24 protein-coding genes and 2 pseudogenes are annotated in these 23,679 nt (G+C 37.8%); 12 read left to right on the top strand and 14 right to left on the bottom strand.

Translation table 11 applies throughout. The annotated features are described in order from the left end of the window. Positions 1–83: 83 nt before the first annotated feature. From AC2JBO_RS12885 to AC2JBO_RS12865, 5 genes and pseudogenes are all read right to left on the bottom strand, one after another. Positions 84–1,109, bottom strand: a pseudogene (locus tag AC2JBO_RS12885) (MAE_28990/MAE_18760 family HEPN-like nuclease). A gap of 6 nt (positions 1,110–1,115) precedes the next feature. Further along, a complete protein-coding gene (locus AC2JBO_RS12880) occupies positions 1,116–2,291 on the bottom strand; it encodes a DUF262 domain-containing protein (protein ID WP_496954052.1) in 1,176 nt (391 codons plus the stop codon). 103 nt (positions 2,292–2,394) lie between these two features. Further along, on the bottom strand, positions 2,395–2,550 hold the full coding sequence (locus AC2JBO_RS12875; protein WP_496954051.1) for a hypothetical protein: 156 nt from the start codon (positions 2,548–2,550) through the stop codon (positions 2,395–2,397). A gap of 65 nt (positions 2,551–2,615) precedes the next feature. Continuing rightward, positions 2,616–2,846 (bottom strand): hypothetical protein, encoded by a 231-nt coding sequence (locus AC2JBO_RS12870; RefSeq protein WP_496954050.1) that lies wholly within the window; start codon positions 2,844–2,846, stop codon positions 2,616–2,618. A gap of 29 nt (positions 2,847–2,875) precedes the next feature. Continuing rightward, the gene (locus AC2JBO_RS12865; RefSeq protein WP_496954073.1) at positions 2,876–3,211 is read right to left on the bottom strand and encodes a XisI protein; all 336 of its coding nucleotides are present in this window, start codon (positions 3,209–3,211) and stop codon (positions 2,876–2,878) included. A 127-nt stretch (positions 3,212–3,338) separates the two neighbouring features. Here AC2JBO_RS12865 and AC2JBO_RS12860 point away from each other — a divergent pair, with 127 nt between their 5' ends. After that, positions 3,339–4,928, top strand: coding sequence for an McrB family protein (locus AC2JBO_RS12860; protein ID WP_496954049.1), 1,590 nt, complete (start codon positions 3,339–3,341; stop codon positions 4,926–4,928). After that, complete coding sequence (locus AC2JBO_RS12855; protein ID WP_496954048.1) at positions 4,925–6,112, top strand: McrC family protein; 1,188 nt, start codon at positions 4,925–4,927, stop codon at positions 6,110–6,112. Before AC2JBO_RS12860 ends, AC2JBO_RS12855 begins: the two co-directional genes overlap by 4 nt. A gap of 115 nt (positions 6,113–6,227) precedes the next feature. On the opposite strand, the gene tnpA is transcribed toward AC2JBO_RS12855, so the two are convergent. Both tnpA and metH read right to left on the bottom strand, forming a co-directional pair. Continuing rightward, entirely contained in the window at positions 6,228–6,686 is a 459-nt protein-coding gene (gene tnpA / locus AC2JBO_RS12850) for an IS200/IS605 family transposase (protein WP_496954047.1), read from the bottom strand. A gap of 395 nt (positions 6,687–7,081) precedes the next feature. Continuing rightward, positions 7,082–10,618: a methionine synthase gene (gene metH, locus AC2JBO_RS12845; protein ID WP_496954046.1), complete on the bottom strand. Its 3,537-nt coding sequence runs from the start codon at positions 10,616–10,618 to the stop codon at positions 7,082–7,084. A 356-nt stretch (positions 10,619–10,974) separates the two neighbouring features. Between metH and AC2JBO_RS12840 the strand changes: the two genes are divergently transcribed. The 3 genes from AC2JBO_RS12840 (at position 10,975) to AC2JBO_RS12830 (ending at position 13,968) form a co-directional block, all read left to right on the top strand. Further along, positions 10,975–11,949: an N-acetylmuramoyl-L-alanine amidase gene (locus AC2JBO_RS12840; protein ID WP_496954045.1), complete on the top strand. Its 975-nt coding sequence runs from the start codon at positions 10,975–10,977 to the stop codon at positions 11,947–11,949. Between the two features lie 602 nt (positions 11,950–12,551). Further along, positions 12,552–12,827: a hypothetical protein gene (locus AC2JBO_RS12835; protein WP_496954044.1), complete on the top strand. Its 276-nt coding sequence runs from the start codon at positions 12,552–12,554 to the stop codon at positions 12,825–12,827. Positions 12,828–13,005: 178 nt separating this feature from the next. Beyond that, a complete protein-coding gene (locus AC2JBO_RS12830; RefSeq protein ID WP_496954043.1) occupies positions 13,006–13,968 on the top strand; it encodes an extracellular catalytic domain type 1 short-chain-length polyhydroxyalkanoate depolymerase in 963 nt (320 codons plus the stop codon). Between the two features lie 41 nt (positions 13,969–14,009). Here the strand turns inward: AC2JBO_RS12830 and AC2JBO_RS12825 are convergent, their stop codons facing one another. Together AC2JBO_RS12825 and AC2JBO_RS12820 are read right to left on the bottom strand one after the other, a co-directional pair. Next, a complete protein-coding gene (locus tag AC2JBO_RS12825; RefSeq protein WP_496954042.1) occupies positions 14,010–14,258 on the bottom strand; it encodes a DUF433 domain-containing protein in 249 nt (82 codons plus the stop codon). Between the two features lie 126 nt (positions 14,259–14,384). Further along, the gene (locus AC2JBO_RS12820; RefSeq protein ID WP_496954041.1) at positions 14,385–14,780 is read right to left on the bottom strand and encodes a VOC family protein; all 396 of its coding nucleotides are present in this window, start codon (positions 14,778–14,780) and stop codon (positions 14,385–14,387) included. 213 nt (positions 14,781–14,993) lie between these two features. Here AC2JBO_RS12820 and AC2JBO_RS12815 point away from each other — a divergent pair, with 213 nt between their 5' ends. Further along, the gene (locus tag AC2JBO_RS12815; protein WP_496954040.1) at positions 14,994–15,857 is read left to right on the top strand and encodes an Rpn family recombination-promoting nuclease/putative transposase; all 864 of its coding nucleotides are present in this window, start codon (positions 14,994–14,996) and stop codon (positions 15,855–15,857) included. Between the two features lie 191 nt (positions 15,858–16,048). Here the strand turns inward: AC2JBO_RS12815 and AC2JBO_RS12810 are convergent, their stop codons facing one another. The 3 genes and pseudogenes from AC2JBO_RS12810 to AC2JBO_RS12800 form a co-directional block, all read right to left on the bottom strand. Then, entirely contained in the window at positions 16,049–16,351 is a 303-nt protein-coding gene (locus AC2JBO_RS12810) for a hypothetical protein (protein ID WP_496954039.1), read from the bottom strand. Between the two features lie 36 nt (positions 16,352–16,387). After that, positions 16,388–16,453, bottom strand: a pseudogene (locus tag AC2JBO_RS12805) (hypothetical protein); the annotation flags it as partial. Between the two features lie 62 nt (positions 16,454–16,515). Further along, a complete protein-coding gene (locus AC2JBO_RS12800; protein ID WP_496954038.1) occupies positions 16,516–16,713 on the bottom strand; it encodes a DUF488 family protein in 198 nt (65 codons plus the stop codon). A gap of 210 nt (positions 16,714–16,923) precedes the next feature. Here AC2JBO_RS12800 and AC2JBO_RS12795 point away from each other — a divergent pair, with 210 nt between their 5' ends. The 4 genes from AC2JBO_RS12795 (at position 16,924) to AC2JBO_RS12780 (ending at position 19,993) form a co-directional block, all read left to right on the top strand. Then, positions 16,924–17,253, top strand: coding sequence for a thioredoxin family protein (locus AC2JBO_RS12795; RefSeq protein ID WP_496954037.1), 330 nt, complete (start codon positions 16,924–16,926; stop codon positions 17,251–17,253). A 72-nt stretch (positions 17,254–17,325) separates the two neighbouring features. Further along, positions 17,326–18,501, top strand: a complete 1,176-nt coding sequence (locus tag AC2JBO_RS12790) for an LL-diaminopimelate aminotransferase (protein WP_496954072.1) — start codon at positions 17,326–17,328, stop codon at positions 18,499–18,501. 279 nt (positions 18,502–18,780) lie between these two features. Next, the gene (locus AC2JBO_RS12785; RefSeq protein ID WP_496954036.1) at positions 18,781–19,230 is read left to right on the top strand and encodes a PEP-CTERM sorting domain-containing protein; all 450 of its coding nucleotides are present in this window, start codon (positions 18,781–18,783) and stop codon (positions 19,228–19,230) included. Positions 19,231–19,570: 340 nt separating this feature from the next. Then, positions 19,571–19,993 carry a response regulator gene (locus AC2JBO_RS12780; RefSeq protein WP_496954035.1) on the top strand — a complete coding sequence of 141 codons (423 nt, stop codon included), beginning with the start codon at positions 19,571–19,573 and terminating at the stop codon, positions 19,991–19,993. Positions 19,994–20,054: 61 nt separating this feature from the next. Here the strand turns inward: AC2JBO_RS12780 and AC2JBO_RS12775 are convergent, their stop codons facing one another. Together AC2JBO_RS12775 and AC2JBO_RS12770 are read right to left on the bottom strand one after the other, a co-directional pair. Further along, positions 20,055–20,234, bottom strand: coding sequence for a hypothetical protein (locus AC2JBO_RS12775; protein ID WP_496954034.1), 180 nt, complete (start codon positions 20,232–20,234; stop codon positions 20,055–20,057). Between the two features lie 321 nt (positions 20,235–20,555). After that, a complete protein-coding gene (locus AC2JBO_RS12770; protein WP_496954033.1) occupies positions 20,556–21,239 on the bottom strand; it encodes a response regulator transcription factor in 684 nt (227 codons plus the stop codon). A 235-nt stretch (positions 21,240–21,474) separates the two neighbouring features. Between AC2JBO_RS12770 and AC2JBO_RS12765 the strand changes: the two genes are divergently transcribed. Continuing rightward, a complete protein-coding gene (locus tag AC2JBO_RS12765) occupies positions 21,475–22,518 on the top strand; it encodes a sensor histidine kinase KdpD (RefSeq protein ID WP_496954032.1) in 1,044 nt (347 codons plus the stop codon). Positions 22,519–22,631: 113 nt separating this feature from the next. Continuing rightward, positions 22,632–22,883 (top strand): hypothetical protein, encoded by a 252-nt coding sequence (locus tag AC2JBO_RS12760; protein ID WP_496954031.1) that lies wholly within the window; start codon positions 22,632–22,634, stop codon positions 22,881–22,883. The last annotated feature ends 796 nt before the right edge of the window (positions 22,884–23,679 follow it).

Raw genomic sequence — 23,679 nt, 5'->3', positions numbered from 1 at the left:
GTTGGTGCCGTTGTTTCAAGACAAATGCAGGACAGTCGGAAAAGAGTATCTTGACCGTATTAAGCTGATAGGCAGTGCCCACGCTACGAACATTGATATACACGCAAACCTCTTTTGGCTTCAATATCAAATTTTAAACCTACTTCTTGTCCTAAAACAGTTTGCACTACGTTAATTGATTCATCGTTAACTTGAATACTTTCAATTTGAGCTAACTGACAGTAAGCTTCACTGACAAGAAAAATACTTGCTCCAACAGATAAAGAAGTACAAGATTGCATTTTCACTATTGCCGCTTTAGGAGTTTTAAACCATTCTGTAATTGTGCTTATTTCTTGTGCTTGTCCTACAAATTCCTGTTGTTGAATAACTGTATAAGTCATCAACTCTGTAAGAGCTTCACATAAAGCTTCTACAAAATTACAAAATTCAAGCAATGATTTAGTGTTAAGAATTTTTTGTGGCGTTCCATGAGCAGCTTCATTACGGTAGTTAATTAAACGAAGAAGTTCAGCTTCAGCCGTACTTCTATTTCCTTTCACCTGCTCTATAAAAATTTGAACTTTTCTATGCTTCTCAATCCAACTCCATACGTTTAAAATGCCAGCATCTGCTAAAAATTGCTCTAGAATTTCTCTACGTAAATTCTGTTCATGAATCAGGAAAGCTTCAGGTAGTAGTTGGTACCCTTGATTAACTGTTACTCCCGAATATATACCACTCATAACTTTTTCTATAGGAAGATGCTTATACCTATTTTTATGTAAATTAGTTAACAGCTTACCTACTCCTATCTAATGGGTATTTTTTATTCTTTCATCTAGGTCAGAGTAATTGAAGTATATTTTTGGTAAAATAAGTAGCCAATTTTTGACTAAATCTTCGGCAAAGCTTTCATAAATTGAATATAATCTTGTAACTACAGCACAATGTTCATAAGTTATTGACTGTTCAGTACTAGGAATATCTTGCTTTAGTTTGGCGATTAACTCTAGCTCCTCTTCTGCTGACTGCCTACTAATCAAGTCTCTTAAATTATTATTGGTTTTTGTAGTAAGACGGACAGCGGAAATATGCTCTCGAACTGTCTCCAGAATATTCTGAAACATTAAATTTTATCCTGCAATCACCCTAGAAAGCATATCATCGAACAGTTGAATTTTCCTTTGAAGGATATCAGTTGTAATATCCATATTATCTGTAAATAAACCAAATTCAACTTTTTCAAATATCTTCTTCGTTTCTTCAACTATTCTCAATTTACGCTCGACTAATATATCAGAGGAGTGCAAATGTTTACTCAATCCAACCATAACAGCAATATAATAGGCTTTATCTGCTTTTTCAACCCAATTATTTAATCTTACATTAAAAGGTTTGAAGAGATTCTCTTTGTATATATCGTGAGCTAGTGTTATTGTTTTAAGGAAAATCTCTTTAAGAAATTGAATATCCTCATTCTTAAAATTCATGCTTCTAAACATGTAAATGTCAAGAAAATCTTGTAATTTTCCTTGATAACCTTGTAGATGACGAAGCGCAAAAAACTTTAGAATCAATTCAGCGTCTTCCATATTTTGATGAAGTTTGTTCATAGCTAATTTATCTGGTTCATCTATGGCTATTTCCCAAGATGAGGCAAATATACTGCTAGACGCTAAATCAATTAATAATTGATTTAACTTGCCATAGTAAACATAGCTACGAAATTCTTGATTTGTCAAAGGTTCGCTGATGCTTGTTCTATTTAGTCGTTCAAAAATTATTTTGTTTTGCTGAGATACTTCTTCGGCATTAAAAGTGTTATCCGTAAGCAGCACAACTGTATCTATTGGGCGACGATTAATATTTTCCTTGAAGTTCTCAGGTATTTGATTATATGTAAGTTTGTTAAGCTCAGGGTTTAATTCTAAACCTGTAAGCTGTAATTTATTATCATAAAAATCTTTGATTGCAAGAATTCTTTGTTTACCATCAATCACTATATATGAGTTATGCCCTTTCTGATATAAAGTAATGGACGGAACTGGGAAATTATATAAAAACGATTCAATTAACCTTGACTGCGCTTGTTTATCCCAAGATAATCGTCTTTGATAAAAGTTATTTATATCTATGTAATTAGGATTATCTAATAAACGAGCTAAAACGGGTAACTTCTCACTACCCACCATCTGGATTATTTTTTTACCTCCAAAAGCAAGTTGATAATCGTTCTTATTATCCAAACCTTGGTTAACATGGTTTTTTGAAGGTAATTTTTTCCATATGTTCTTTTCGCTAGGCGCCATTAGCATATGACTTCTCTCCTTATACAAGCATTATGGGCTTTATCTAATTGTATCAACTACTAAATGCCTGTCACGTGGGTATCCAAGGCGCCCATCTAATATATCAAAGGACGGCGCCTACTACGAAACTTAATTGTAGGTTGGGTGTCCGATTGGAACCCAACAGCCAATCACTCAAAACCTTTACCCAACCTACAAGCGCATCTACGCGAAAGTTGTTAAGTAAGTAGCATTCCAAAAGGCGCCAGTGTACCAACATTTATGTAATACTTGTAGCATAACATAATATCTAGTGAAAGACTGATTTACTTACACCATTGCTAGTCATTCTGTAGTATCCGCAAAAATAAATTGCCCAGGACAAACTATTATATTAAAGTACTCAAAGCCTCCAATGAAATTAGAATTAGGTATAGCTACATCTACCGCATAGCCTTCTGGGTTTTCATAACATTCAACAACAGTACCCAAAGTATTTTGAGGAATTAACTGACTACTAAAATCGTCCTTTATTTCAACCAATGTTTTAATTTGGTCATAAAGTTTCGCTTTCATAAATTTTCCCTATGCTGTACAAGTTTACATCAAGCCACAGCGTATCCAGTGTACGGACGTTTGTATGGTGGTTGTAACCCTAGTACGATATCTTCCTTTAACACTCCCATCTCTAAAAGTTCCAGCGCAAGGTCAACATCCGTCATGTTTTGCTGAATCCAAATTTTCCCATTTTTAATGTTAAAGTGCATTACACTCTGATATACACGGTGTAAACCATTCCAACCAACGCGCATTAATTGATAGTGGTGATGTGTTGTATCAAAGATTAGCTCGTTTTCAATGTCTTGCTGCTTGGGTTTGTAGCTACCGTGCCTGGTTAAGACAGTTTGTATATGTTGGCGATACTGTTCTAGTTTATCCATTTTACTGGCGCCTCCAGCCATTGGGTCGTAGACTAATAATTTTAATTTATCCTGTCGCACTACTGTTTGAGCAAGGGTATAATTATTCGCTAGTCTAAAAAAGCAAAATTTATAAGTTATTAGTAAAATGACTAACGTAGTACACCCTGATTGCCCATTATATCACGAAACATTTGAACTTCTTGCTAAAAAAGAAACTTTAAAATTTTACTTAGCCCATCAGAACGAATTTGATAAATATGTTATTCAACCAACAAATAATATTGTTGATGAAGTAATATCTCAATTATCTAATTATATTATTGAACAACTAGATATACAACATTGTGTATCAAACAAACCATCAGAAAACAGATACGAATGCTGCTTTTATATAAAAAATTATAATAATAACAATGCTCATTTCTTTTTGACAATTACAAATGACAACTTTTACTTTGGATTTTTTATATCTAAAAATAGTGATGATAAACAAAAATTTATACGTAATTACCTAACTTGTCGTGACTTAAAGGAAATTATTCTTCAGCATACTCATATTGAAAGTGATTGTACTTTACACTCCGAAAAAAAGCTTGATCGTATTAATCGTTTAGGCGACTGGCTAAAACATTTATCAAGACAAAATAGTAAGACAAAAAATATACAAGCAAGTGTACATATTAAAAAGGTTGATATACTTCAATGTTCTATTCAACAGTTAGCAATTAAAATTAAGTCAACCTTTGAAGGACTATTCCCTTTAATGTTAGTAGCTACATCTAATGACCCAGTGCATAGAATTAGAGTATATATAGACTCTTTTCGAGTATCAAATATTAAGTCAGTAGACTCTCAAAATACTAATAGTAGTAACATTTCAATTGAAATAGCTAAGAGTATTAAAGTTGAAAAAGAATATAGTTTAAGTCAGTGTGCTAAAGATACTGGCTATGATGAGGCTAAATTAAAACGATGGTTGCATGTGCTTAATAGAAAAGGTCAAATAATATTGTGTGGTTCACCAGGAAGTGGAAAAACATTTATTGCTGAAAGCATTGCAAGAAGCTTAATTGCTGGATCTGATGCCTTTTGGGAACTGATACAATTTCATGCTGGGTATAGTTACGAAGATTTTGTTCAAGGTATCCGACCTCAAAGTGAAGATGGAGATTTAACTTATCCACTTCTTCCAGGCAGATTTATAGAATTTTGTGAAAAGGCAGAAACTTGTCAAGATACTTGTGTTCTAATTATTGATGAAATTAATCGCGCAAATCTGTCTCAAGTTTTTGGCGAGTTAATGTATTTACTTGAATATCGTGATAGAGAAATACCTCTTGCTACTGGTGGAATGTTTCGCATCCCAAAAAATGTTCGCATCATTGGCACTATGAATACAGCAGATAGGTCAATTGCACTAGTTGACTATGCACTGCGTCGTCGTTTTGCATTTATTGAAATTCGTCCAAATTACGAAGTTTTGCGGCAATACCATCAAAAAACAGGTTTTGCCGTAGATGGATTGATTCAAGTTCTACAACAAGTAAATCAATCAATAGCAGATAAAAATTTTGAAATTGGTATTTCTTTCTTTCTAACGGAGAGCTTGGAAGAAGATATTGAAGATATCTGGTGTATGGAAATTGAACCTTATTTAGAAGAGTTCTTTTTTAATCAATTAGATAAAGTAAGTGAATTTCGTTGGCAAAAAGTACAGCATATAATAACTGTATGAAGCAAGATAAAGCAAAAACTATTGAATTAAACGAGTATGAAGAAAAGTATTTTGTTAAAGAAGACATTTATGAGTTAGCTGGAATCGAGTTATGTGAGAAATACAAAAATCAATTGGAGATAGATTTTCCAAACTATAGAACAAACAATAAATGGAAATTAAAAGCAAAAGGATGGGTAGGTTATATCCCTATTACTTCTGATATTCACTTGAAGCTTAATCCTAAAGTACCTATAAAAAATCTTTTTGGAATGTTAGAGTATGCTTATAAACTTAGAAGCTTTAAATTTTTAGAAGGGATAATAAACTGTGACTCTATACAAGATTTTTATAGTCAGCTTGCTTATTTATTTTGCCAGAGAGTTTTAGAGCGCTGTCGTCAAGGATTATATCGAAATTATCTACATAGAAACGACCAACTTAAATATGTCCGTGGACGTTTGAATGTCCAAGAAGCAATTAAAAAACCTTGGGACGTTAAATTAACATGTAATTACCAAGAACACACTGCTGACATTATAGACAACCAAATTTTGCTATGGACAGTTTATATCATAGGTCGTAGCGGTTTGTGTTCAGAAAAAGTATCTGCGACTGTACGAAGGGCTTTTCATGCACTACAAGGTTTTGTTACGCTACAAGTTTATAGCTCAAAGGATTGTATTGGAATAAATTATAATCGTTTAAATCAGGATTACGAACTGTTACACAATCTCTGTCGATTATTTTTGGATAATTCTGTTCCTACCCATGAAACAGGGCAATATATCGCGCTACCTTTTCTTGTGGATATGGCAAGGTTATATGAATTATTTATTGCCGAATGGCTTAAAGTAAATTTACCTCAAGGTTGGATGATCAAGTATCAAGAAAGGATTAATATTGCCAAAAGCTTGTATTTTAAAACTGATTTAGTAGTTTATGAAAGCTTGAGTGGTGTTCCTCGCTTTATTATTGATACAAAATATAAGAATACAACCAGCGTATCATCTGATGATGTCGCGCAAGTTATAGCTTATGCTGTTTCCAAAAATTGCAAAGAAGCTATTTTGCTCTATCCAACTTATTTAAAGTACCCTTTAGATAAATATGTCGGAGATATTCGAGTTCGCAGCTTAACTTTTTCACTCGATAATGATTTTGAACATGCGGGCAATACTTTTTTGCATGAGTTGTTATTTTAAACTAATTAATCCACCAGGGATTAAAAATCCCTGGCTCATAGCGAAAGTCCTTTGAAACGGACTATTATTTTTTATCTCGACTTAAGAATCTATAGCCGACAGCGAGCATGAAGGCTTAATTAACTTTTATATATTTTATTCCCTGTTGAGTTGGTGCATCATCTTCAGAATCATCTCGTTCTAAATGTGTGTTAGTAGTTGCTTGTGTGTGGTGCTGTTTTTGATTGTTTACATAAGCTATAGCATTCTCTAGATACTTTGTTCCCATTGAAAAAACACCGTATCCACGTTGCCAGCTAAATTTTTCTGCATTTAACGGTGATTCTAAATTAAAGTGGTGCGCGCTGCTTCCTTTTATATTTTTGACAAATTCCGAAATTGCTAAACTTGGTGGAATTGATGTGACAATATGAATATGGTCTTCCATTCCGCCAATCGCGTGAATAATGCAATCAAGGTGATCAGCTTTTCCTATTATATAATCATAAAGGTTTGCTTCTCTTTCTGCGGGAATTAGCTTTCGTCGTTCTTTGGTTGCCCAAACTAGATGATAATACAGGCGCCAATATGCCATAATTTGTTTGAAACTGTAATTTTATCGATAGTTTAATAATTTCGGTTTTAGCTTATCTTGCTTGGGTTTGTAAATATATAATTTCGAGAAAGAGTCAAATTTATGATTAAAAAATTATTAAGTTGGCGCCTGCGTATTATCCAAACCCGCCTCGGATTAAAAATCCAAGGCTCATAGCAAAAGTCCGTTGAAACGGACTAGCATATAAAAAATTATTTAAAAATTCTTTGCGGGTGCCTGCTTATTATCCAAACCTGCCTCGGATTAAAATCCAAGGCTCATAGCAAAAGTCCGTTGAAACGGACTAGCATATAAAAAATTATTTAAAAATTCTTTAGTCCTCTTTAGAGGACTTTCGCTATGAGCTTGGGGTTTGAACCCAAGCGGTTAAAAATTTACGCGCTGAAGTATTTAGCTACAGGGTGATAAGTAATAATAGCCGTTGTACTTTGTTCAGGGTACAATTGCTCACTTTCATCCATGTGCATCTTAATACGTTCGGCGCCCAACAATTCCAGCTGTTTATACTGGTCTTGAATATTTGGACAAGCAGGATAACCAAAGCTATACCGTGAACCTTGATATCTTTGTGCCAACATATCCCGAATATTATCAGGTTCCTGCGCGCCAAACCCTAACTCACGGCGTATTCTTGCATGTGACCACTCAGCCAAAGCTTCTGCTGTTTGCACTGCTAAACCGTGGAAATACAGGTAATCTGTGTATTGATTGTCTTTGTACAGCTTTTGTGCAAACTCTGTTGCTATCTCTCCAACTGTCACCGCTTGCATTGGAAACACATCTATAATACCAGTTTCTTTTGGCGCAAAGAAATCTGCTATACATAAACGGCGCCCAGAACGTTGACGAGGAAATTCAAATGCAGCAACCTCTTTTGTGGGATGGGCATCCTGCCCATCATATATATATAATGTATTCCCCTCAGCATTACAAGGAAAATACCCATATAATACCTGTGGGTGCAACAAATTCTCTTCAACGACGCGCGCTTTCCATTTTTCAAGAATAGGATAAACCTTCTCTTCTAAGAAAGCTGTATATTCCTCTTTTGTTTGTTCTTTAGGTTTGCGGAACTGCCACTGACCTGCTACAAGTGCTTGCAAGTCTAAATGCCAGAATATTTCATCCCAAGGAATATCATCATTTTGTAGTAACTTTGTTCCCCAGAAAGGTGGTGTGGGACGCGCGATGTTTATATCGACTGCTTCAGAACGACGAGTGTCTTTTTCCCTTGGTTCTTGAGGTTTTTTCTTGGCATCTTCTTCTTCTTTAAGCGCGTTTCTGCCTACTTCGTTCTCACTTGCATATTCTCCTAAGAATCCGCTAATATCATCCCATTGTGTAGATGCTTTGGCGGGCATGAGTTTGTCCATGAAGTGTAGGTCAGAAAAAGCGTCTTTTCCGTAGATAACTCTACCTTTATAGGCTTTTTGGCAGTCTTCGTAAACAAACTTGGGTGTTAAAGCGGCGCCTCCTAATATTACAGGTACGGTAATACCTTTTTCGTTGAAGGTTTCGAGGTTTTCTTTCATGAACGCTGTAGACTTAACCAGTAAGCCGCTCATCGCGATACAATCGGCTTTGTATTTGTTGTATGCTTCGATGATATTCTCTACAGGTTGTTTAATACCGAGGTTAATTACCCTGTAACCGTTGTTGGACAAGATAATATCTACTAAGTTTTTGCCGATGTCGTGAACGTCTCCTTTGACTGTGGCAATAATAAACGTTCCTTTACCACTATTGGCATCCTCAGTTTCGCTTTTCTCCATGAACGGTTCTAAGAAAGCTACTGCTGACTTCATTGTTTCGGCAGATTGTAGTACAAATGGTAGCTGCATTTGTCCAGAACCAAACAACTCACCTACTACTTTCATGCCGTCCAGCAAGAATATATTGATAATATCCAAAGCTGGGTGTTTTAAGAGCGCCTGTTTTAAAGCATCTTCCAAACCGATGCGCTCACCATCAATAATATGACGTTTGAGACGTTCTTCTACAGGAAGGTTTTCGTCAACACCTTTGTCGCGTTTGGTTGTTACCCCTTCAAATAATGTCGTCAGTATTGTGAGGGGGTCATATACACAGATGTCGTTTTCAAATTTGCGCTGGTCATATATTAAGTCGCGACAAACTTCTTGATGCTTCTCTTCAATCTTCGCAAGCGGCAATATTTTATTAGGACTGACTATTGCTCCATCCATTCCTACCTGCATTGCTTCATGCAGGAACATTGAGTTTAATACTATCCGCGCGGCTGGGTTTAAACCGAAGGATATATTTGATACACCAAGCATAAAGTGACAACCAGGTAAATTCTCACGAATTCTCTGAATTGCCTCTATTGTGGCTTTCCCGTTTTCTCTATCTTCTTCAATCCCAGTAGAAACAGGTAAAGCTAATGTATCAAAGAATATTTCATACGGAGGTATGCCATATTCAACGGCGGCACGATACGCGCGCTGGGCAATTTCAAATTTCTTATCTGCAGTCCTTGCCATGCCTTCTTCGTCAATTGTACCAATAACTACTCCGGCGCCATATTTCTTGGCAAGTTCCAATACTTTAAAAAATCTTTCTTCGCCGTCTTCGTAGTTGGTAGAGTTAAGAATGCACTTACCACCTGCTACTTTAAGTCCTGACTCCATTTTTTCCCATTCGGTTGAGTCAAGCATTAAAGGCAAGTTTACATTATTAACAATGCGGGATACTAACTCGTGCATATCCCTAACACCGTCGCGTCCTACATAGTCAACGTTAACATCCAAAATGTGGGCGCCTTCTTTAACTTGCGCGCGTGCCATCGACACCAGTCCATCCCAGTCTTCAGCGTTAAGCATTTCGCGGCATTTCTTAGAACCGCTAGCGTTAAGTCTCTCCCCTACAATTAAGAAGGAATTATCTTGAGTATAATTTTGTGTGCTGTATATAGACGCTGCCGCAGGTTCTAACTGTGGATGACGTTCAGCAGGTTTAAGCTGTTTTGCAATTTCTGCAAGTTGTTGAATATGCGCCGGTCTTGTCCCACAGCAACCCCCTATCACTTGGACACCCAGGTCTTCAACAAAATGCATCAACGACATACGCAGTTCCATCGGCGTAAGCTTATAATGCGCTTGTCCACCAACGTTTTCTGGTAAACCCGCATTAGGCACACAAGAAACTATAAACGGCGAATGCTCCGATAAATACTTGATGTGTGGTTTCATCAAGTCAGGCCCTGTAGCGCAGTTCAAACCGAGAATATCTATTTTATATGGTTCCAATATAGTTACAACGGCGTTAATTTCCGTTCCTACTAGCATTGTCCCCATTGTTTCCATCGTTACGGAAACCATTATTGGGCGCCTGTCACCTTTTTTGGCAAACACTTCTTCAACAGCGTTAAGTGCAGCTTTTATTTGCAGCACGTCTTGACATGTCTCAATAATAAATAAATCTACACCACCATCCCAAAGCGCCGAAGCCTGTTGAGCAAAAGCGTCTTTCATCGTGTCGTAGTCGATATGTCCCAATGTTGGTAACTTAGTACCTGGACCAATCGAACCAGCAACAAAACGAGGTTTTTCTGGTGTAGAGTATTCTTCAGCACAGCGTTTTGCCAGTTCTGCTGCCGTTTTGTTAAGATAATAAACCTTATCTTGCAGGTTATACTCAGCAAGCACAGTAGATGTACCACCAAAAGTATCTGTTTCGATAACATCGGCGCCTGCTGCTAAAAAGTCACGGTGAACTTTTGCCACTGCTTCCGGGTTTGTATGGACAAGGTACTCGTTACAACCCTCGTACTCGGCACCGCCAAAGTCATCAGCAGTGAGGTTTTGTGATTGTAAGTTTGTACCCATCGCACCGTCAAACACTATGACCGGACGGTTGGGACTATGTAAGTGTTCGAGAAAGGAATTAGGCATACTTTCTGTTAAAATTGAGTTATTGTGGTTTTGTTCCACTTAACTTAATATTTTCTCTAACTTTTGGGGTTTTTGACTAACTGCATTTCTACTGAAATTTTTAAAGATTTTGTAAATCAGGAGACAGAGAGTAGAGACGTGTAAACCGGAGGTTTTCCAGCAGGGATTAATTACGTCTCTACAAAAAAATCTGTATTATTGACTACATTTGTTTGAATATTTTTTAATTAGTGCTGCGTAAACAAACTGTGGGGTGAAATAACTTAACGAATTTCTGTGCCTGTATATAGGTTGCCTATTTATAACCATAGACCTGATATTAAAATTACATAGAGTAGCGTGGGTAATTATTGGAAATGCGAGATAGCGTCTGGATAACTAGAATGCTGGCTATTTTCTTAGTAGTCTTGGGTGTAATTGTGTTCTTTATGGGTAGTAAGGACGTTGGAAGCTCAGATAAACTGGGTCGCCATACAAGTTCGGAGCAAGCTGCTTGGAGTCCAGCAAAAGTTCAATATCAATCTGATATCAAGCCGCCTGCTGTACAAGTACCGAACAAACCTATAAATAATCAACCTATAAATAATCAACCTATAAATAATCAACCTATAAATAATCATCCTTTACAAGCGAATAAGGTACAAGCTGCACCACCGAAGAAGGCGCCTGTAAAGAAAACAAACCCACCACCTAAAACGCAGTTACCTAAACGTACTTTCAGTACTACTTATGCTTTTAAAAGCTACACTCCTAAATATGTAGTTGCCTGGGCAGACCCAAGTAACTATGGGGATAGGTTCGCCACTGATGTTACTGGTACCCCTGTAAGCAATGCACCAATTATAGTTCTCCACGAAACCTCAAATTCAGCACAAAGCGCTGTTAATACTTTTAGAACCAATAATTCACAGGACGAAAACAAACAAGTCAGTTATCATACTTTAATCGCACGTGATGGTTTGGTTGTTTATCTCGTTCCACCAGATAAACGCGCGTTTGGTGCCGGTAACTCAGTATTCGATGGACCATTAGGTTCGGAAACAGTACAAACAAACTCCATTTTAAAGCCATCTGTAAATAACTTTGCTTATCACGTTTCGTTGGAGACACCACCCGACGCATGGGATAAAAACGTTCCTAGCCATAGCGGTTATACAGATGAACAGTATAATTCTTTAGCTTGGTTAGTAGCACAAAGCGATGTCCCTGATGAACGCATTACTACTCACCGCGCGGTAGACCGTTCTGGACAAAGAATTGACCCCGTAAGTTTTGATTTTGACAAGTTTTATAGTATACTCCACTCGTTTCGAGAACTTGCTATTAATTAAGATTATTTTGTGGAACAGGCAGGGATGCCTATTCCACAAGAGAAATTATAATTATTTTGATTTGATTTGATTAGTTTCCAAAGCTTGATTTGATTATCTTTGCTACTGGCTGCTATTAATTCTCCGTCCTGGCTTAAAATTATTGAATTTATAGTATCTATAGAAGGCGCCGGAGGATTACACTGCTTATTCTATATTAATTAAAATTTTAATTGTTAAGGATGGTGCGTGAAAGCACTTTGATTTTCATTATATTGATAGATTGTAATAGCTTTCACGCACCCTACGGGGTATACTTTAGGCGTATGTACAGTTGATTACATTTTTACCCATTACTTTAGTCATACCTAAGTAGTGACTTTTTATTCATGGTATTTATAAAATCAATGTTTTACAGTAAAAGAGCCAGAAAAAACATGCTTCCCGCAAGCTCTAATAAAGCTTCTGGGTTTACTAAAGTTAGCAATCAGATTCAGTATATACTTTCAGGATGTTTATTTAATTTTATTTTGTTATCAAGTGCATAACCTATATATCTGATCTCTATAAGTAAATATCGCTGTTTTGAGGGTTTAAATTTATCAATGAGGTCATAATCGTTTATGAAACGTGTAATTGCAGTAGCTCTTCTTGGACTTCCACTTACTACATTGGCTGCTTCAGCAAAACCAGCGGCAGCAGAAACTATCAGACAAGAACGTCGCGAAATTCGTCGTGAAGAAGCTCGTCGCGCGGAAATTCGTCGTGAAGAAATTCGTCGTGCAGAACTTAGACGACGCGAAGAAGCTCGTCGTGCAGAACTTAGACGGCGCGAAGAAGCTTTCCGTACACGCGGTAGAAGAGTTTTTGTAAACGGGCACTGGGTTTATGTTCGTTAATAATTAGCTTTGCGCTTCTCTTCGCGAGCATCTCCATTTTTTAAGCCAACATACGCCTTCACTCGTGTTGGCTACTATAACAGATGTCAGTCGATACCGTTTGTAGAGACGTAATGACTTGTTAAAGCGTCTCTACTTTTATTAAAATTAAGCTAGTAAAAAATTAAATATATTTATTATGAATAATCTAAATTATAACTTTCGTGCCTTGAAGCGGTTGCTCATTACGTTACTTTCTATCAGTGTAATTGCGGCTTGTGAACCAATTCATGCACAACAATTAACTCCATCTAATAAAATTACTGCTGGCGCCAGTTCTCAAAAATTAACAGACCAAAATTTATTACGTAGCTATTATATTTATATTCCTTCATCATATAGTGCGAAACGTTCTATGCCATTAGTATTCGTCTTTCACGGCGATGGTGGCAGCGGACGCTCTATAAGTAATGTTTCTGAATTTAATAAACTTGCAGAACAAAAAGGTTTTATTGTTGTTTATCCCGATGGTATAGACAATAAATGGAAGCTGAAGCAACAAAATAGTAAAGGTATTGATGATATTTCCTTTGTAAATCATTTAATCGATAATCTTCAGCAAACCCTAAATATTGATAGTAATAGAATTTACGCTGCAGGCTTTTCTAAAGGTGCGATATTTGCTCAAGTTCTAGCTTGTACACTATCTGATAAAATTGCCGCTTTTGCTTCTGTTGCTGGTTCTCTTCCTGTTCAGCGTATACAGCAGTGCCAACCTCAAGCTCCCGTATCAATGCTGATGATCAATGGCACAAATGACCAATCTGTATATTATAAAGGTGATGAACCGTCCAAAAAAAGTGCCTTAGTTTCAATTCCAGAAGCAGTAGACTTTTGGAGAGAACAAAATCAATGTCAAGGTTCTATAAAAAATGTTGCATTTGAACCTGATAAAAGTAGTGACTCTCCTGTTAAAACCATTGCTTACAACAATTGTACTTCAGGGTCTGAAGTTTTACACTTAGCTGTAATTAATGGTGGACATCAGTGGTACGGTGGCGCCTCTAGTGACGAAAATATTAATAAGTTTAATCAAAAGCTCGGTTTAAATTCAACTGAGACTATTTGGAATTTTTTCACACGTCATGCTCTTGCACAGTAATATAATATATTTACTTATTTCTTGAAATCTCTTTTTATAGATTAATGTTTAAGGTACTTAGATAAGTTATTAGCCAAGTAGGTATCAATTTCAGCACGGTTAGCTAGATAAAAGGTAATTGACCCATACACCTGTTCAAGTGTCAGCAATGGAAAATCTTTGACAATGCTTTCAGGAGATTGCCCATTTCGGAAAGCATACACAACAGAATCTAGAGAAATACGAGTACCTTCAACCCAGTAAGCGTTGTCTTTATACTCAACATAAGATTTATTTGCTACACTTACCATGTAAGTAGGTAAAATTTAGTAATTACTTTAATAATAACTTCAATACACATATAAAACAATCAGTTGCTTAGGGCTGGAGAAAAATGTATTTGCTGTTCAAAGTCAACGCTCCTGAGCTATTCTAAACTACCCTGTTGAATTAAGATAATTTGAAACTTCGATTAAATTCAAATCAGGGTCGCGGAAATATATAGAAACAATTGAACCATTAGCTCCTGTCCTATTTACAGGTTCCCCTAGCACCACTACACCACATTCGAGTAAATAATCAATCACTTCTTCTAAAGGTTGCTGTATTATAAAGCATAAGTCAGCGGCGCCTGGAGTTGGATTATGCGCTTTTGGTTCAAACTCATTACCATATTCATGTAAATTAATTTTTTGCCTTCCGAATTTTAATGCTTTTCTTCCCTCACCAAATGTAACAACTTCCATCCCCAAAACACGACAATAAAAGTCTACAGTAGTACTAATATCTTTAACCGTTAAAACAAGATGGTCGAGTGAATCTACTTTTATCACAATAAACCTTTACATCTACTATTATTATAGTACCAGATTTTATTTGTAATTTTACATATCTTTTTGGTTTTAAAAATGAAATATTTAAAATTTACAAATTATTAAAACCTATAAAAAACTTTACAGGAAACCCGCAACAAATTATACAAAAGCTCTTCATCTATCCAATTATTTAACATATTCTAAAAACATCAACAATACAGGGTCACAAAAGTGAGCTACGACAACGTTTGTAAAATTCTAGCAGAAAAGTATCCGCTTGACTTTGCCAAATGGCTAATATCAACAAGGGCAAAAAAAGTTAAAGTGCTAAAAACGGAATTAAGCATTGAACCAGTGCGCGCGGACTCCGTATCATTCTTAAAAGCAGGAAAACGCATTCTTCATATAGAATTCCAAACTCGACCTGAATCTGAACCTCCAATACCGTTTAGAGAATTGGATTACTCCGTCAGACTCAAGCGACAATACAAACTTCCTGTCACACAAGTGGTAATTTTCTTACAGTTCACAAACGACCCAATCGCTTATACAGACGAGTATAGGGATGAAACCACACTCCATAAATACAAAGTCATTCGCATGTGGGAACAAAATCCGGAACAATTTTTAAACAGTGAAGCGTTATTACCACTGGCGCCGTTAGCAGCAACAACTTCATCCGAAAAATTACTATCCCAAGTTGCCCAGAAGATTGCTACAATTCCAGATAGAGATGATAGACAAAACACTGCTGCATACACACAAATATTAGCTGGTTTAAAGTTCGACAAAAACATGATTCGTAATTTATTAAGTGAGGACATCATGAAAGAATCAGTAATTTATCAAGATATATTACAGAAAGGGGAAGAAATAGGAGAAAAAAGAGGAGAGGAAAGAGGAGAGGAAAGAGGAGAAAAAAATGAGGCTTTTCGCTTTTTGAGTCGTCAATTGAATCGAAAATTTGGCGCCATCGACTCATCAATCCTTGAACGTCTCCAAGCTTTAACAACAGAGCAACTTGAAGCACTAGGAGAAGACTTTTTAGATTTCTCAAATATTTCTGATTTAGATGCTTGGTTAAAGCGACAATGAAAATTTTAGCTTGAAATCGCACATTATTAGGTCAAAGTTAATAGCTTTGACCTTTTTTATACTTAATTATGCTTTTGACTAAACTATAGTAGTCCTAAATCATTTGTAAAATCCGCACGTTGTAGAGACGCGATTAATCGCGTCTCTACGTAGATATATTTTTTACAATTCATATAGGAATGCTATACATATTAATTTGACGACTCATATTTTTGTTCTTGGTATGCGATTTCTTGGCTTTGCTGATGATATGCAATTTCTAGTCTGTAATCAATTGAACTATTTGACATTGGTGTTTCCACAGAATTAGTCTCTGTAAACAACGATAGCTGAACTGGTTGATTAACTTGTTCGTCTTGCAACCCGTATTTTTGTAACAATCTTGATTCGAGTTGCTGGTGCGATTCTAATGTACCGTTACTTAATATATGATTAATTTTTAAGTCATGATGCCGTAAATTGTGACATATTAAAATGGCACGATGACATGTCATTGGGTCTTTCTCCACGCACATCAAGGCTATTCGATGCTTTTGGGCGCCAGTAATTAAACGCTGTATTCCTTTTGAAAACTCTTCAGTTGCAGCAATTTTTTCATATAGCGCTTTGCCATCAACATAACAGCTACGATTATTTGGTCTGGCGCCTAACTCTTTACCTAAAAAACATAGTGGATGTTCGCTTCGACTAAAGCAGCTTTGAGGTTAGCTTGGGTAAAATGTGGAAGGTGACGACTATAAGGATGTGAGCGCACATCCGCAACTGCTGTAACTTGATGTTGCTTGAGCAGTTGGATAAAAGCTTCACTGCTATAGTTTGAGTGACCGATGGTAAATAGTTCAAGTTCGCGGTTCATGGTCAAGTAAAACTTGTTGTTTTCGATTTTTTACTCGTTTACCTCAGATAGATGGTAGATGTCTGAGCGTAAATGAATTAAATCTATTGCAACAATTGTTAATTACTTACCGACCAGAAAAAACCTTAAATAGTTTGGGACTCAGGTCAACTTTGGTATACATTAAGTTATATGTCAATTATTAACGATATCACCTGATTGGAGAAGCGAATGAGTACGGGTGTAATTACTATCACAGATACTGAGTTTGAAACTGAAGTTTTGAAATCTGAGCAGCCCGTATTACTTTACTTTTGGGCTTCTTGGTGCGGTCCTTGCAAGTTAATGGCAATGACGGTGAATAATGCTGCTAGTACCTATGGCGACCGTCTGAAAGTAGTTAAAATGGAAGTTGACCCAAATCCGACTACTGTCAAGCAGTACCAAGTTGAAGGTGTACCAGCTTTTCGGATAGTTCAAGATGGTAAACTTTTGGCAGCTACTGAAGGCGCCATTGGTAAAGACAAATTATTCAGCTTCATTGATAGCCATTTAAACTAGCTACTAAACTAGCTAGAAACCCGGTTTCTAGAAACCGGGTTGCAAGCAGTGTTAGTCATTAAATTTATTGAAATGCAGTTTGCTAAACGTCTACACCCTCTGCAAACGAATGTATTTGCGGATATGGATACTGCCAAAACTAAAGCTTTGGCAGCAGGAAAAGAGTTAATTGATTTATCGCTAGGTTCTTCGGACGGTTCAGCAGAACCACATGTTGTTGATGCTATCGCTAAATCATTAAACAACCCATCTACTCACGGTTACTTACTTTTTGGCGCCACGCAAGAATTCCGTGTGGCTGCTGCAAATTGGTACAAGCAAAAGTTCGGTATTTCCGTAAACCCGGAAACTGAAGTATTGCCACTAGTCGGTTCGCAAGAAGGAACTGCTCATCTACCTCTAGCAATTCTCAACCCTGGTGATTACGCATTACTACTTGACCCAGGTTATCCTTCTCACGCAGGTGGAGTATATTTAGCTTCTGGACTAATTTATCCAATGCCACTGCGCGCGGAAAACAATTTTTTACCTATACTGACCGATATTCCTGCGGATGTTTTAAGTAAAGCGCGCTTAATGGTACTAAGTTACCCACATAACCCAACTGCCGCAACTGCACCACTATCGTTTTTCAAAGAAGCAGTCGTATTTTGCCAGCAGCATAACATCGTTCTCGTTCATGACTTTCCCTACGTTGATTTAATTTTCTCTAATCAGGAGAATCCTTCTATATTTCAAGCAGACCCGGAAAAAAGCGTATCTATAGAGTTTTTCACGCTCTCAAAGTCTTATAATATGGGCGGTTTTCGCATTGGTTTCGCCATTGGTAACGCGCTCCTAATTCGCGCGCTGCGTCAAGTTAAAGCTGCCGTTGACTTTAACCAGTACCGAGGAATTTTAAACGGCGCCATTGCAGCTTTAACTGGACCTCAAACAGGAGTCGAGACTACTGTTGCTACTTTTAAAAGGCGCCGTGATGCTTTTGTAAATGCATTATGTAATATTGGTTGGAACGTACCAACACCAGAAGCAACAATGTACGTCTGGGCAAAACTACCGGCGCCAGTTCATCAAAACTCAGTTGAATTTTGTACCAAACTTGTTCAAGAAACAGGAGTAGCTGCTTCACCTGGTGCAGGGTTTGGTAAGTCAGGAGAAGGTTATGTTCGTTTTGCCCTCGTTCGCGAACCAGAAGTTTTAGAAATTGCTGTCCAACGAATAGCAGAGTTTCTACATAAAATTTACTAGTTCTTTATCACGACTTAACCATAAGTTTATAAAGATTGCCTTAAATTTCAGTATTCACAAGCTAGACTACAGGAGTATTACTGAATAACATGTTATATATCTAACACAAATCCTGATTGCGGACGTAATTTAAAAATAATTACTCCGCAATCAAAGCTAGTTGATAGGCATTCGTCATAATTTATGAGCAGTAAACTGGACATAAATCAAGACAGTATAAACTTAAATATAAATATAAAGATAACTATATATATATTTATCATTACTGTATTAGGGGTTATGGTAACAACCCCAGCACGAGCTACATCCTTAAAGAACACACTATCTGAAGAACAAATAAAATCATTATATAACCCACATAAAGCCGCAATTCCAAGTGACGAACTGCTTGGAATACCACTAACTAGCCAAGCTGTATTGAGTAAAAACAGCGAAGAGAAAAACGAACTTCAGTATCGTCTATTTCAAGAAACGCAAAATACCCTTAACCAAGTAAAGCAAGCAAGCCAAGTTACACAAGAAACGGTTGGTGACAAAAAAATATATCTTTACAATTTGGATACCAAACCAGTAAATGCATCTAGTACTAATACAAATATTCCGGTAGTTTCTCGAAGTCCTTGGAAGTTACCAGCATCTGCTCCCAGAAGAAAAGTGCCTGAACCTGCTACTAGTGTTGGTTTACTAGCTATACTCGTTTTTTTTGCCAAGCGACGCAAGCTTAAATAACTCCTAGAAAATGCACTTCCAAGATGAATCCTTGTAGTAATTAAATACTACAAGAATTTTATTCCCATAGGATAAATATCTAATGAACGCTCAAAGACTGACAAAAATTGCTGGTGACTACGGAAAGTACCAAATCAGCCGTTTTAAATAGAGGTTTTTACGTACCTTTACAACTTGAGTTAATATTGTCTAGCATAGATAATAATATATTATACTTAATTTTTTATTACTTCAGGCTGCATGAAATAAAACAACCTTACTTATAAATTCAACGAGTTTTGTGCAGTTATTTTGAGTCCAGTAGTTATCGTTGAGTTTTTACCTAATCTTATAGGGAGAAATGACAGCGCAATTACTTGATACTAAACGCCAGTTTGAATCGTATCCTTCTAGACGTATTCTGCTATTAGAGGATAACGATATGAATCGAATGTTGCTAAGTGACTATTTAGGTTATTTTAATTACGATGTGACTGGTTTACCAGAAGCATCCACATTTTTTACCACGGTTGAGCAATTTCAACCAGAATTAATACTTTTAGACTTAAAGTTACCAGACATTGATGGGTACTCCGTATTAACAGAAATTAAGCAAAAACCTAAGTACTCAAGAATACCAGTAATTGTGGTTTCAGCTTTTGCATTTAAAGCCGACCAAGACAGAGCGATGAAATTGGGCGCCAGTCGTTATTTTGTCAAACCTGTTAATCTTAACGAACTAGTAACAGCAATTGAAGAAGAGTTATTAAAGGCATCTAAATAGCTGTTAAAAGAATTTTTCACTAAATAAATTTAGCCAAAAAACCTAACGTAAGTATTGTTAATCAATTAACTTGTTGCTTGGTGATATAGTCTTCAACGCTTTGACTCAAGGTTTGCACGGAACTGCCAATTTGGTTAATTTTACGCTGTACTTGCGCTAACAATAATATAGCCGTTTGCAATTCGTTAAGAGTTTCAGCCATCGCGTCGCGATATTGAGATTCAAATTCTTGTATATTCATGATTACATCCTCACTTTCTGCATTACCTGTTGTTGTATTCAGGATAACCAGCACACATGAACAGATTAATCCGTTGAACCGCCTAATTGCAAAGATTTTCGAGAAATTCCGAAATACTCACTAGGAAGAGTGATATGTTCATTTGATTTTGATAAGAAAATATAAAATCACACTCCAAAATTGCTAAGTTATAAACAATATTGCTAATTGTAGCCGTTGGCGAACGCGCGTTTTGGGTTGGAGTATCTGTACTTTAAAAATACTGACATTAGTTTATAAAATTTTTGACAAGGCTGGAACAGAAATATAAAGATACATTACTTAATGTGGATGGTTAATCAATCCTTTTCTTGCTGCTGCTGTAATTGCAGCATTTCTATCGCCGACTTCGAGCTTGTGTAATATTGCGTGAACGTGAACTCTAACAGTTCCCGGAGTAATATATAGGGTTTCGGCTATTTGCTGGTTTGTTTTTCCGGTTGCTATAAGCAAGAGTATTTCTAGTTCGCGTCCTGTAAGAGGATTGTTGGTATTGACTATATTATTTGATATTCCTGCTGTTGAATTATTTTCCTTACTTGCAAAAGTCGAACGAATTTCTTGTGTTGCCGTGGCATCCCACCATGAGGCACCTGCTACAACTGAACGAATTGCTAGTACAAGTGAATGTGCTGGAATTCCTTTTAGACAGTAACCTTGGGCGCCGACTTCTATCAAGCGCGCGAGAAGCGTCGCCTCTGAACGCGAGGTTAATACTAAAATTGGGAGTTGCGGGAAGATAAGTTTGATTTGGCGACATGCTTCAATACCACCGATACCAGGTAAACCGACATCCAGTACAACAATATCAAGAGCGTGAGAGTTAACGAGTTCAACTGCTGTTTCCCCGTCTTCTGCTTCGGCAGTGATTTCAATTCCCGGTTCTTGCTGCAATCTAGTTTTTAGACCAAGACGAAACAGTTCATCATCCTCAACAAGAAGTATTTTGAGACAGCTAGAAGACATTTAGTTCGTACAGAGATTAAATAAACGAATCAGGTAGCGTGCGAGCAATTAGTTTTCTGCCCAAATTATACCCTTGTACGCTCATAATGTTAGTTACATAAGCGCAAGTATTTTTTTTTACTTTTATGGTTATAAAATTAAAATATCTTAATAAACATTATCATTCCGTTTGTCCGTCTCACTTCCCCAAAAATTATAACTGGCTTTTACACCATCTTAATTTATATCATCAGCTATGTATCATTCCTCTACTTCTCCTTCTCCAGATAATACATACATTCGCCCGGCCCGACGCGGAAAGCACAAGATTTTTATTGGGATGGCGCCTGGTGTAGGCAAAACCTATAAAATGCTCGAAGAGGCACATCAACTCAAGGCAGAAGGTATTGATGTCGTTGTTGGTATTATTGAAACGCACGGACGTAAAGAAACAGCAGAAAAAGCTACTGGACTCGAATTAATCGGGAGAAAAGCCATATTTTATCAAAATGTGACTTTAGAAGAGTTCGATACTGATGCAGTTTTGGAACGCTGCCCACAGCTTGTTTTGGTTGACGAACTCGCTCACACAAATGTCCCAGGTTCATTACGCGAAAAGCGCTATCAGGATGTCGAAGTGATTTTACAAGCGGGGATTGATGTTTACTCTACCGTCAACATTCAGCACTTAGAAAGTTTGAATGATTTAGTAGCAAGGATTACAGGTGTTGTCGTCCGCGAACGTATTCCCGACCGTTTACTTGATGAAGCGGATGCAGTTGTGGTAATAGATGTAACACCAGAAACTTTAGAAGAACGACTGCGAGAAGGCAAAATTTACAGGTTAGACAAAATTGAGCAGTCATTAGAGAATTTTTTCCAGCGACGTAATTTAATTGCATTGCGAGAACTTGCGCTGCGGGAAGTCGCAGATACAGTCGAAGATGATGGAAATTCTAACCTCAGTGGACAAAGCTGCAATATCCACGAACGAGTTTTAGTTTGTATTTCAACATATCCAAATTCTGTACAGCTATTGCGTCGTGGCGCCAGAATTGCCAATTATATGAATGCTCCTTTACATTCAGTATTTGTTGCAGACCCCGACCGTTTTTTAAGTAAGGAAGAAAGTTTACATGTCGAAACATGTGAGAAGCTTTGTAAAGAGTTTGGTGGTCACTTCGTTAAAGTAAACAGTCATAGTGTTGCTGGAGAAATAGCCAAAATAGCATCAGACCTTCACATTACCCAAATAGTCATAGGTGAAAGTCAACAGTACTCCTACTCTAGTGCCTGCTGACCCTGCAGTGACATTGACACAAACCACATGTTCTGACACAACGCATGTTTCAACTATGCTTGCAGGCCCTGACGCGCATTGTAGCACACAATGAGGACTGGTTGCCTAAGGCAGTGAACGTCATCAACATAGCAACACAGATGATGAACGGGCAGTACAAGAGCGAGCAGCAGCAGCAGCAGCAGCAACAAGCCGGTGATGCTGCAGATACTGAGCAGGCGGAGCAGCAGCAGCAGCAGCGGGTGCTTGTGTTCCAGCCGCTGAAGGTGCGCCACTCTGCTTGCAACAGCAATGGAGTTCATCACTTTAAATTTCAGCACTTGGGATTGTCACAGCCATGCAGGGTGGTCAACCTGGGCAGCTGATGGGTTTTTAAAGATGTGTTTACTGCGTTGGTGCCTTGCTGCTTGAGGGCATGCTAGTGGCTCGTTCTGTGCTTCCAAGGGCATGAAACTGGCTTTGCTCTGCTGCTGCTGCCACCTGCTCTATCAAGTTGTTATTAGCATGCTGATCCTGTGCTGTTGCTGTTCACTGCAGGTTGAGGGCGTGCTTGTGGCTCCTCCTGTACTTCCAGAGGGAGCAGTAGCACTGTACATGTACACACTGCCGGCAGGTAGGCAATGCTAACTCAACGTAATGCATGGCATGCACGAGCGGCTTGCGCAAATACAGCATGATGCATGGCATGCACACGCAACTCAAGTAGAGCCTGCAGGGCCTGCCGCAACCACTGCAGCACTGGTCACTGTTCACCCTAGCAAGAAAGCACAGCTTGCAAAGTAGAGTCGCTGCAGCACACTCGATTACCAGCAAGGTAGCTTCCAGATGGAGCAGCAGCACTGTACACGTACACACTACCAGCAGGTAGGCAATGCTCTGAGTTATGCTTTGACGTGCATGCATGACATACACGCGTGGCTTATGCATAGCTTGCAGGGTCTTTCATCTCAAGCTGCAGCACTGTCAATCTAGCAAGGAAGCACAGCTGGTTAGCGTAGGGTTATCAGACTTGGTGTGCGTGTGCAGCATGTGCTCATTTGCAGATGTGGTCGTCCCTGATGGGTGATGTAATCTGCTCGGACCACTGATTTATGCTTGCATCTGCTGCTGCAGACCACCCGGCCCTGCAGGCTGCTCTGGCAGAACGGGCCAAGCTACAAG

Source organism: Calothrix sp. CBUCES-K 9914, from assembly GCF_059640475.1.
The sequence above is the reverse complement of the archived record's forward strand: the minus strand, read 5'-3'. Positions and strand labels throughout refer to the sequence as shown.

What these genes read in the sequence shown, in the direction of transcription:
- AC2JBO_RS12880 (WP_496954052.1), bottom strand. Translation starts at nt 2,291, where the DNA reads ATGGCGCCTAGCGAAAAGAACATATGGAAAAAATTACCTTCAAAAAAC.
- AC2JBO_RS12875 (WP_496954051.1), bottom strand. Translation starts at nt 2,550, where the DNA reads ATGTTGGTACACTGGCGCCTTTTGGAATGCTACTTACTTAACAACTTT.
- AC2JBO_RS12870 (WP_496954050.1), bottom strand. Translation starts at nt 2,846, where the DNA reads ATGAAAGCGAAACTTTATGACCAAATTAAAACATTGGTTGAAATAAAG.
- AC2JBO_RS12865 (WP_496954073.1), bottom strand. Translation starts at nt 3,211, where the DNA reads ATGGATAAACTAGAACAGTATCGCCAACATATACAAACTGTCTTAACC.
- AC2JBO_RS12860 (WP_496954049.1), top strand. Translation starts at nt 3,339, where the DNA reads ATGACTAACGTAGTACACCCTGATTGCCCATTATATCACGAAACATTT.
- AC2JBO_RS12855 (WP_496954048.1), top strand. Translation starts at nt 4,925, where the DNA reads ATGAAGCAAGATAAAGCAAAAACTATTGAATTAAACGAGTATGAAGAA.
- tnpA (WP_496954047.1), bottom strand. Translation starts at nt 6,686, where the DNA reads ATGGCATATTGGCGCCTGTATTATCATCTAGTTTGGGCAACCAAAGAA.
- metH (WP_496954046.1), bottom strand. Translation starts at nt 10,618, where the DNA reads ATGCCTAATTCCTTTCTCGAACACTTACATAGTCCCAACCGTCCGGTC.
- AC2JBO_RS12840 (WP_496954045.1), top strand. Translation starts at nt 10,975, where the DNA reads ATGCGAGATAGCGTCTGGATAACTAGAATGCTGGCTATTTTCTTAGTA.
- AC2JBO_RS12835 (WP_496954044.1), top strand. Translation starts at nt 12,552, where the DNA reads ATGAAACGTGTAATTGCAGTAGCTCTTCTTGGACTTCCACTTACTACA.
- AC2JBO_RS12830 (WP_496954043.1), top strand. Translation starts at nt 13,006, where the DNA reads ATGAATAATCTAAATTATAACTTTCGTGCCTTGAAGCGGTTGCTCATT.
- AC2JBO_RS12825 (WP_496954042.1), bottom strand. Translation starts at nt 14,258, where the DNA reads ATGGTAAGTGTAGCAAATAAATCTTATGTTGAGTATAAAGACAACGCT.
- AC2JBO_RS12810 (WP_496954039.1), bottom strand. Translation starts at nt 16,351, where the DNA reads ATGACATGTCATCGTGCCATTTTAATATGTCACAATTTACGGCATCAT.
- AC2JBO_RS12800 (WP_496954038.1), bottom strand. Translation starts at nt 16,713, where the DNA reads ATGAACCGCGAACTTGAACTATTTACCATCGGTCACTCAAACTATAGC.
- AC2JBO_RS12795 (WP_496954037.1), top strand. Translation starts at nt 16,924, where the DNA reads ATGAGTACGGGTGTAATTACTATCACAGATACTGAGTTTGAAACTGAA.
- AC2JBO_RS12790 (WP_496954072.1), top strand. Translation starts at nt 17,326, where the DNA reads ATGCAGTTTGCTAAACGTCTACACCCTCTGCAAACGAATGTATTTGCG.
- AC2JBO_RS12785 (WP_496954036.1), top strand. Translation starts at nt 18,781, where the DNA reads ATGGTAACAACCCCAGCACGAGCTACATCCTTAAAGAACACACTATCT.
- AC2JBO_RS12780 (WP_496954035.1), top strand. Translation starts at nt 19,571, where the DNA reads ATGACAGCGCAATTACTTGATACTAAACGCCAGTTTGAATCGTATCCT.
- AC2JBO_RS12775 (WP_496954034.1), bottom strand. Translation starts at nt 20,234, where the DNA reads ATGAATATACAAGAATTTGAATCTCAATATCGCGACGCGATGGCTGAA.
- AC2JBO_RS12770 (WP_496954033.1), bottom strand. Translation starts at nt 21,239, where the DNA reads ATGTCTTCTAGCTGTCTCAAAATACTTCTTGTTGAGGATGATGAACTG.
- AC2JBO_RS12765 (WP_496954032.1), top strand. Translation starts at nt 21,475, where the DNA reads ATGTATCATTCCTCTACTTCTCCTTCTCCAGATAATACATACATTCGC.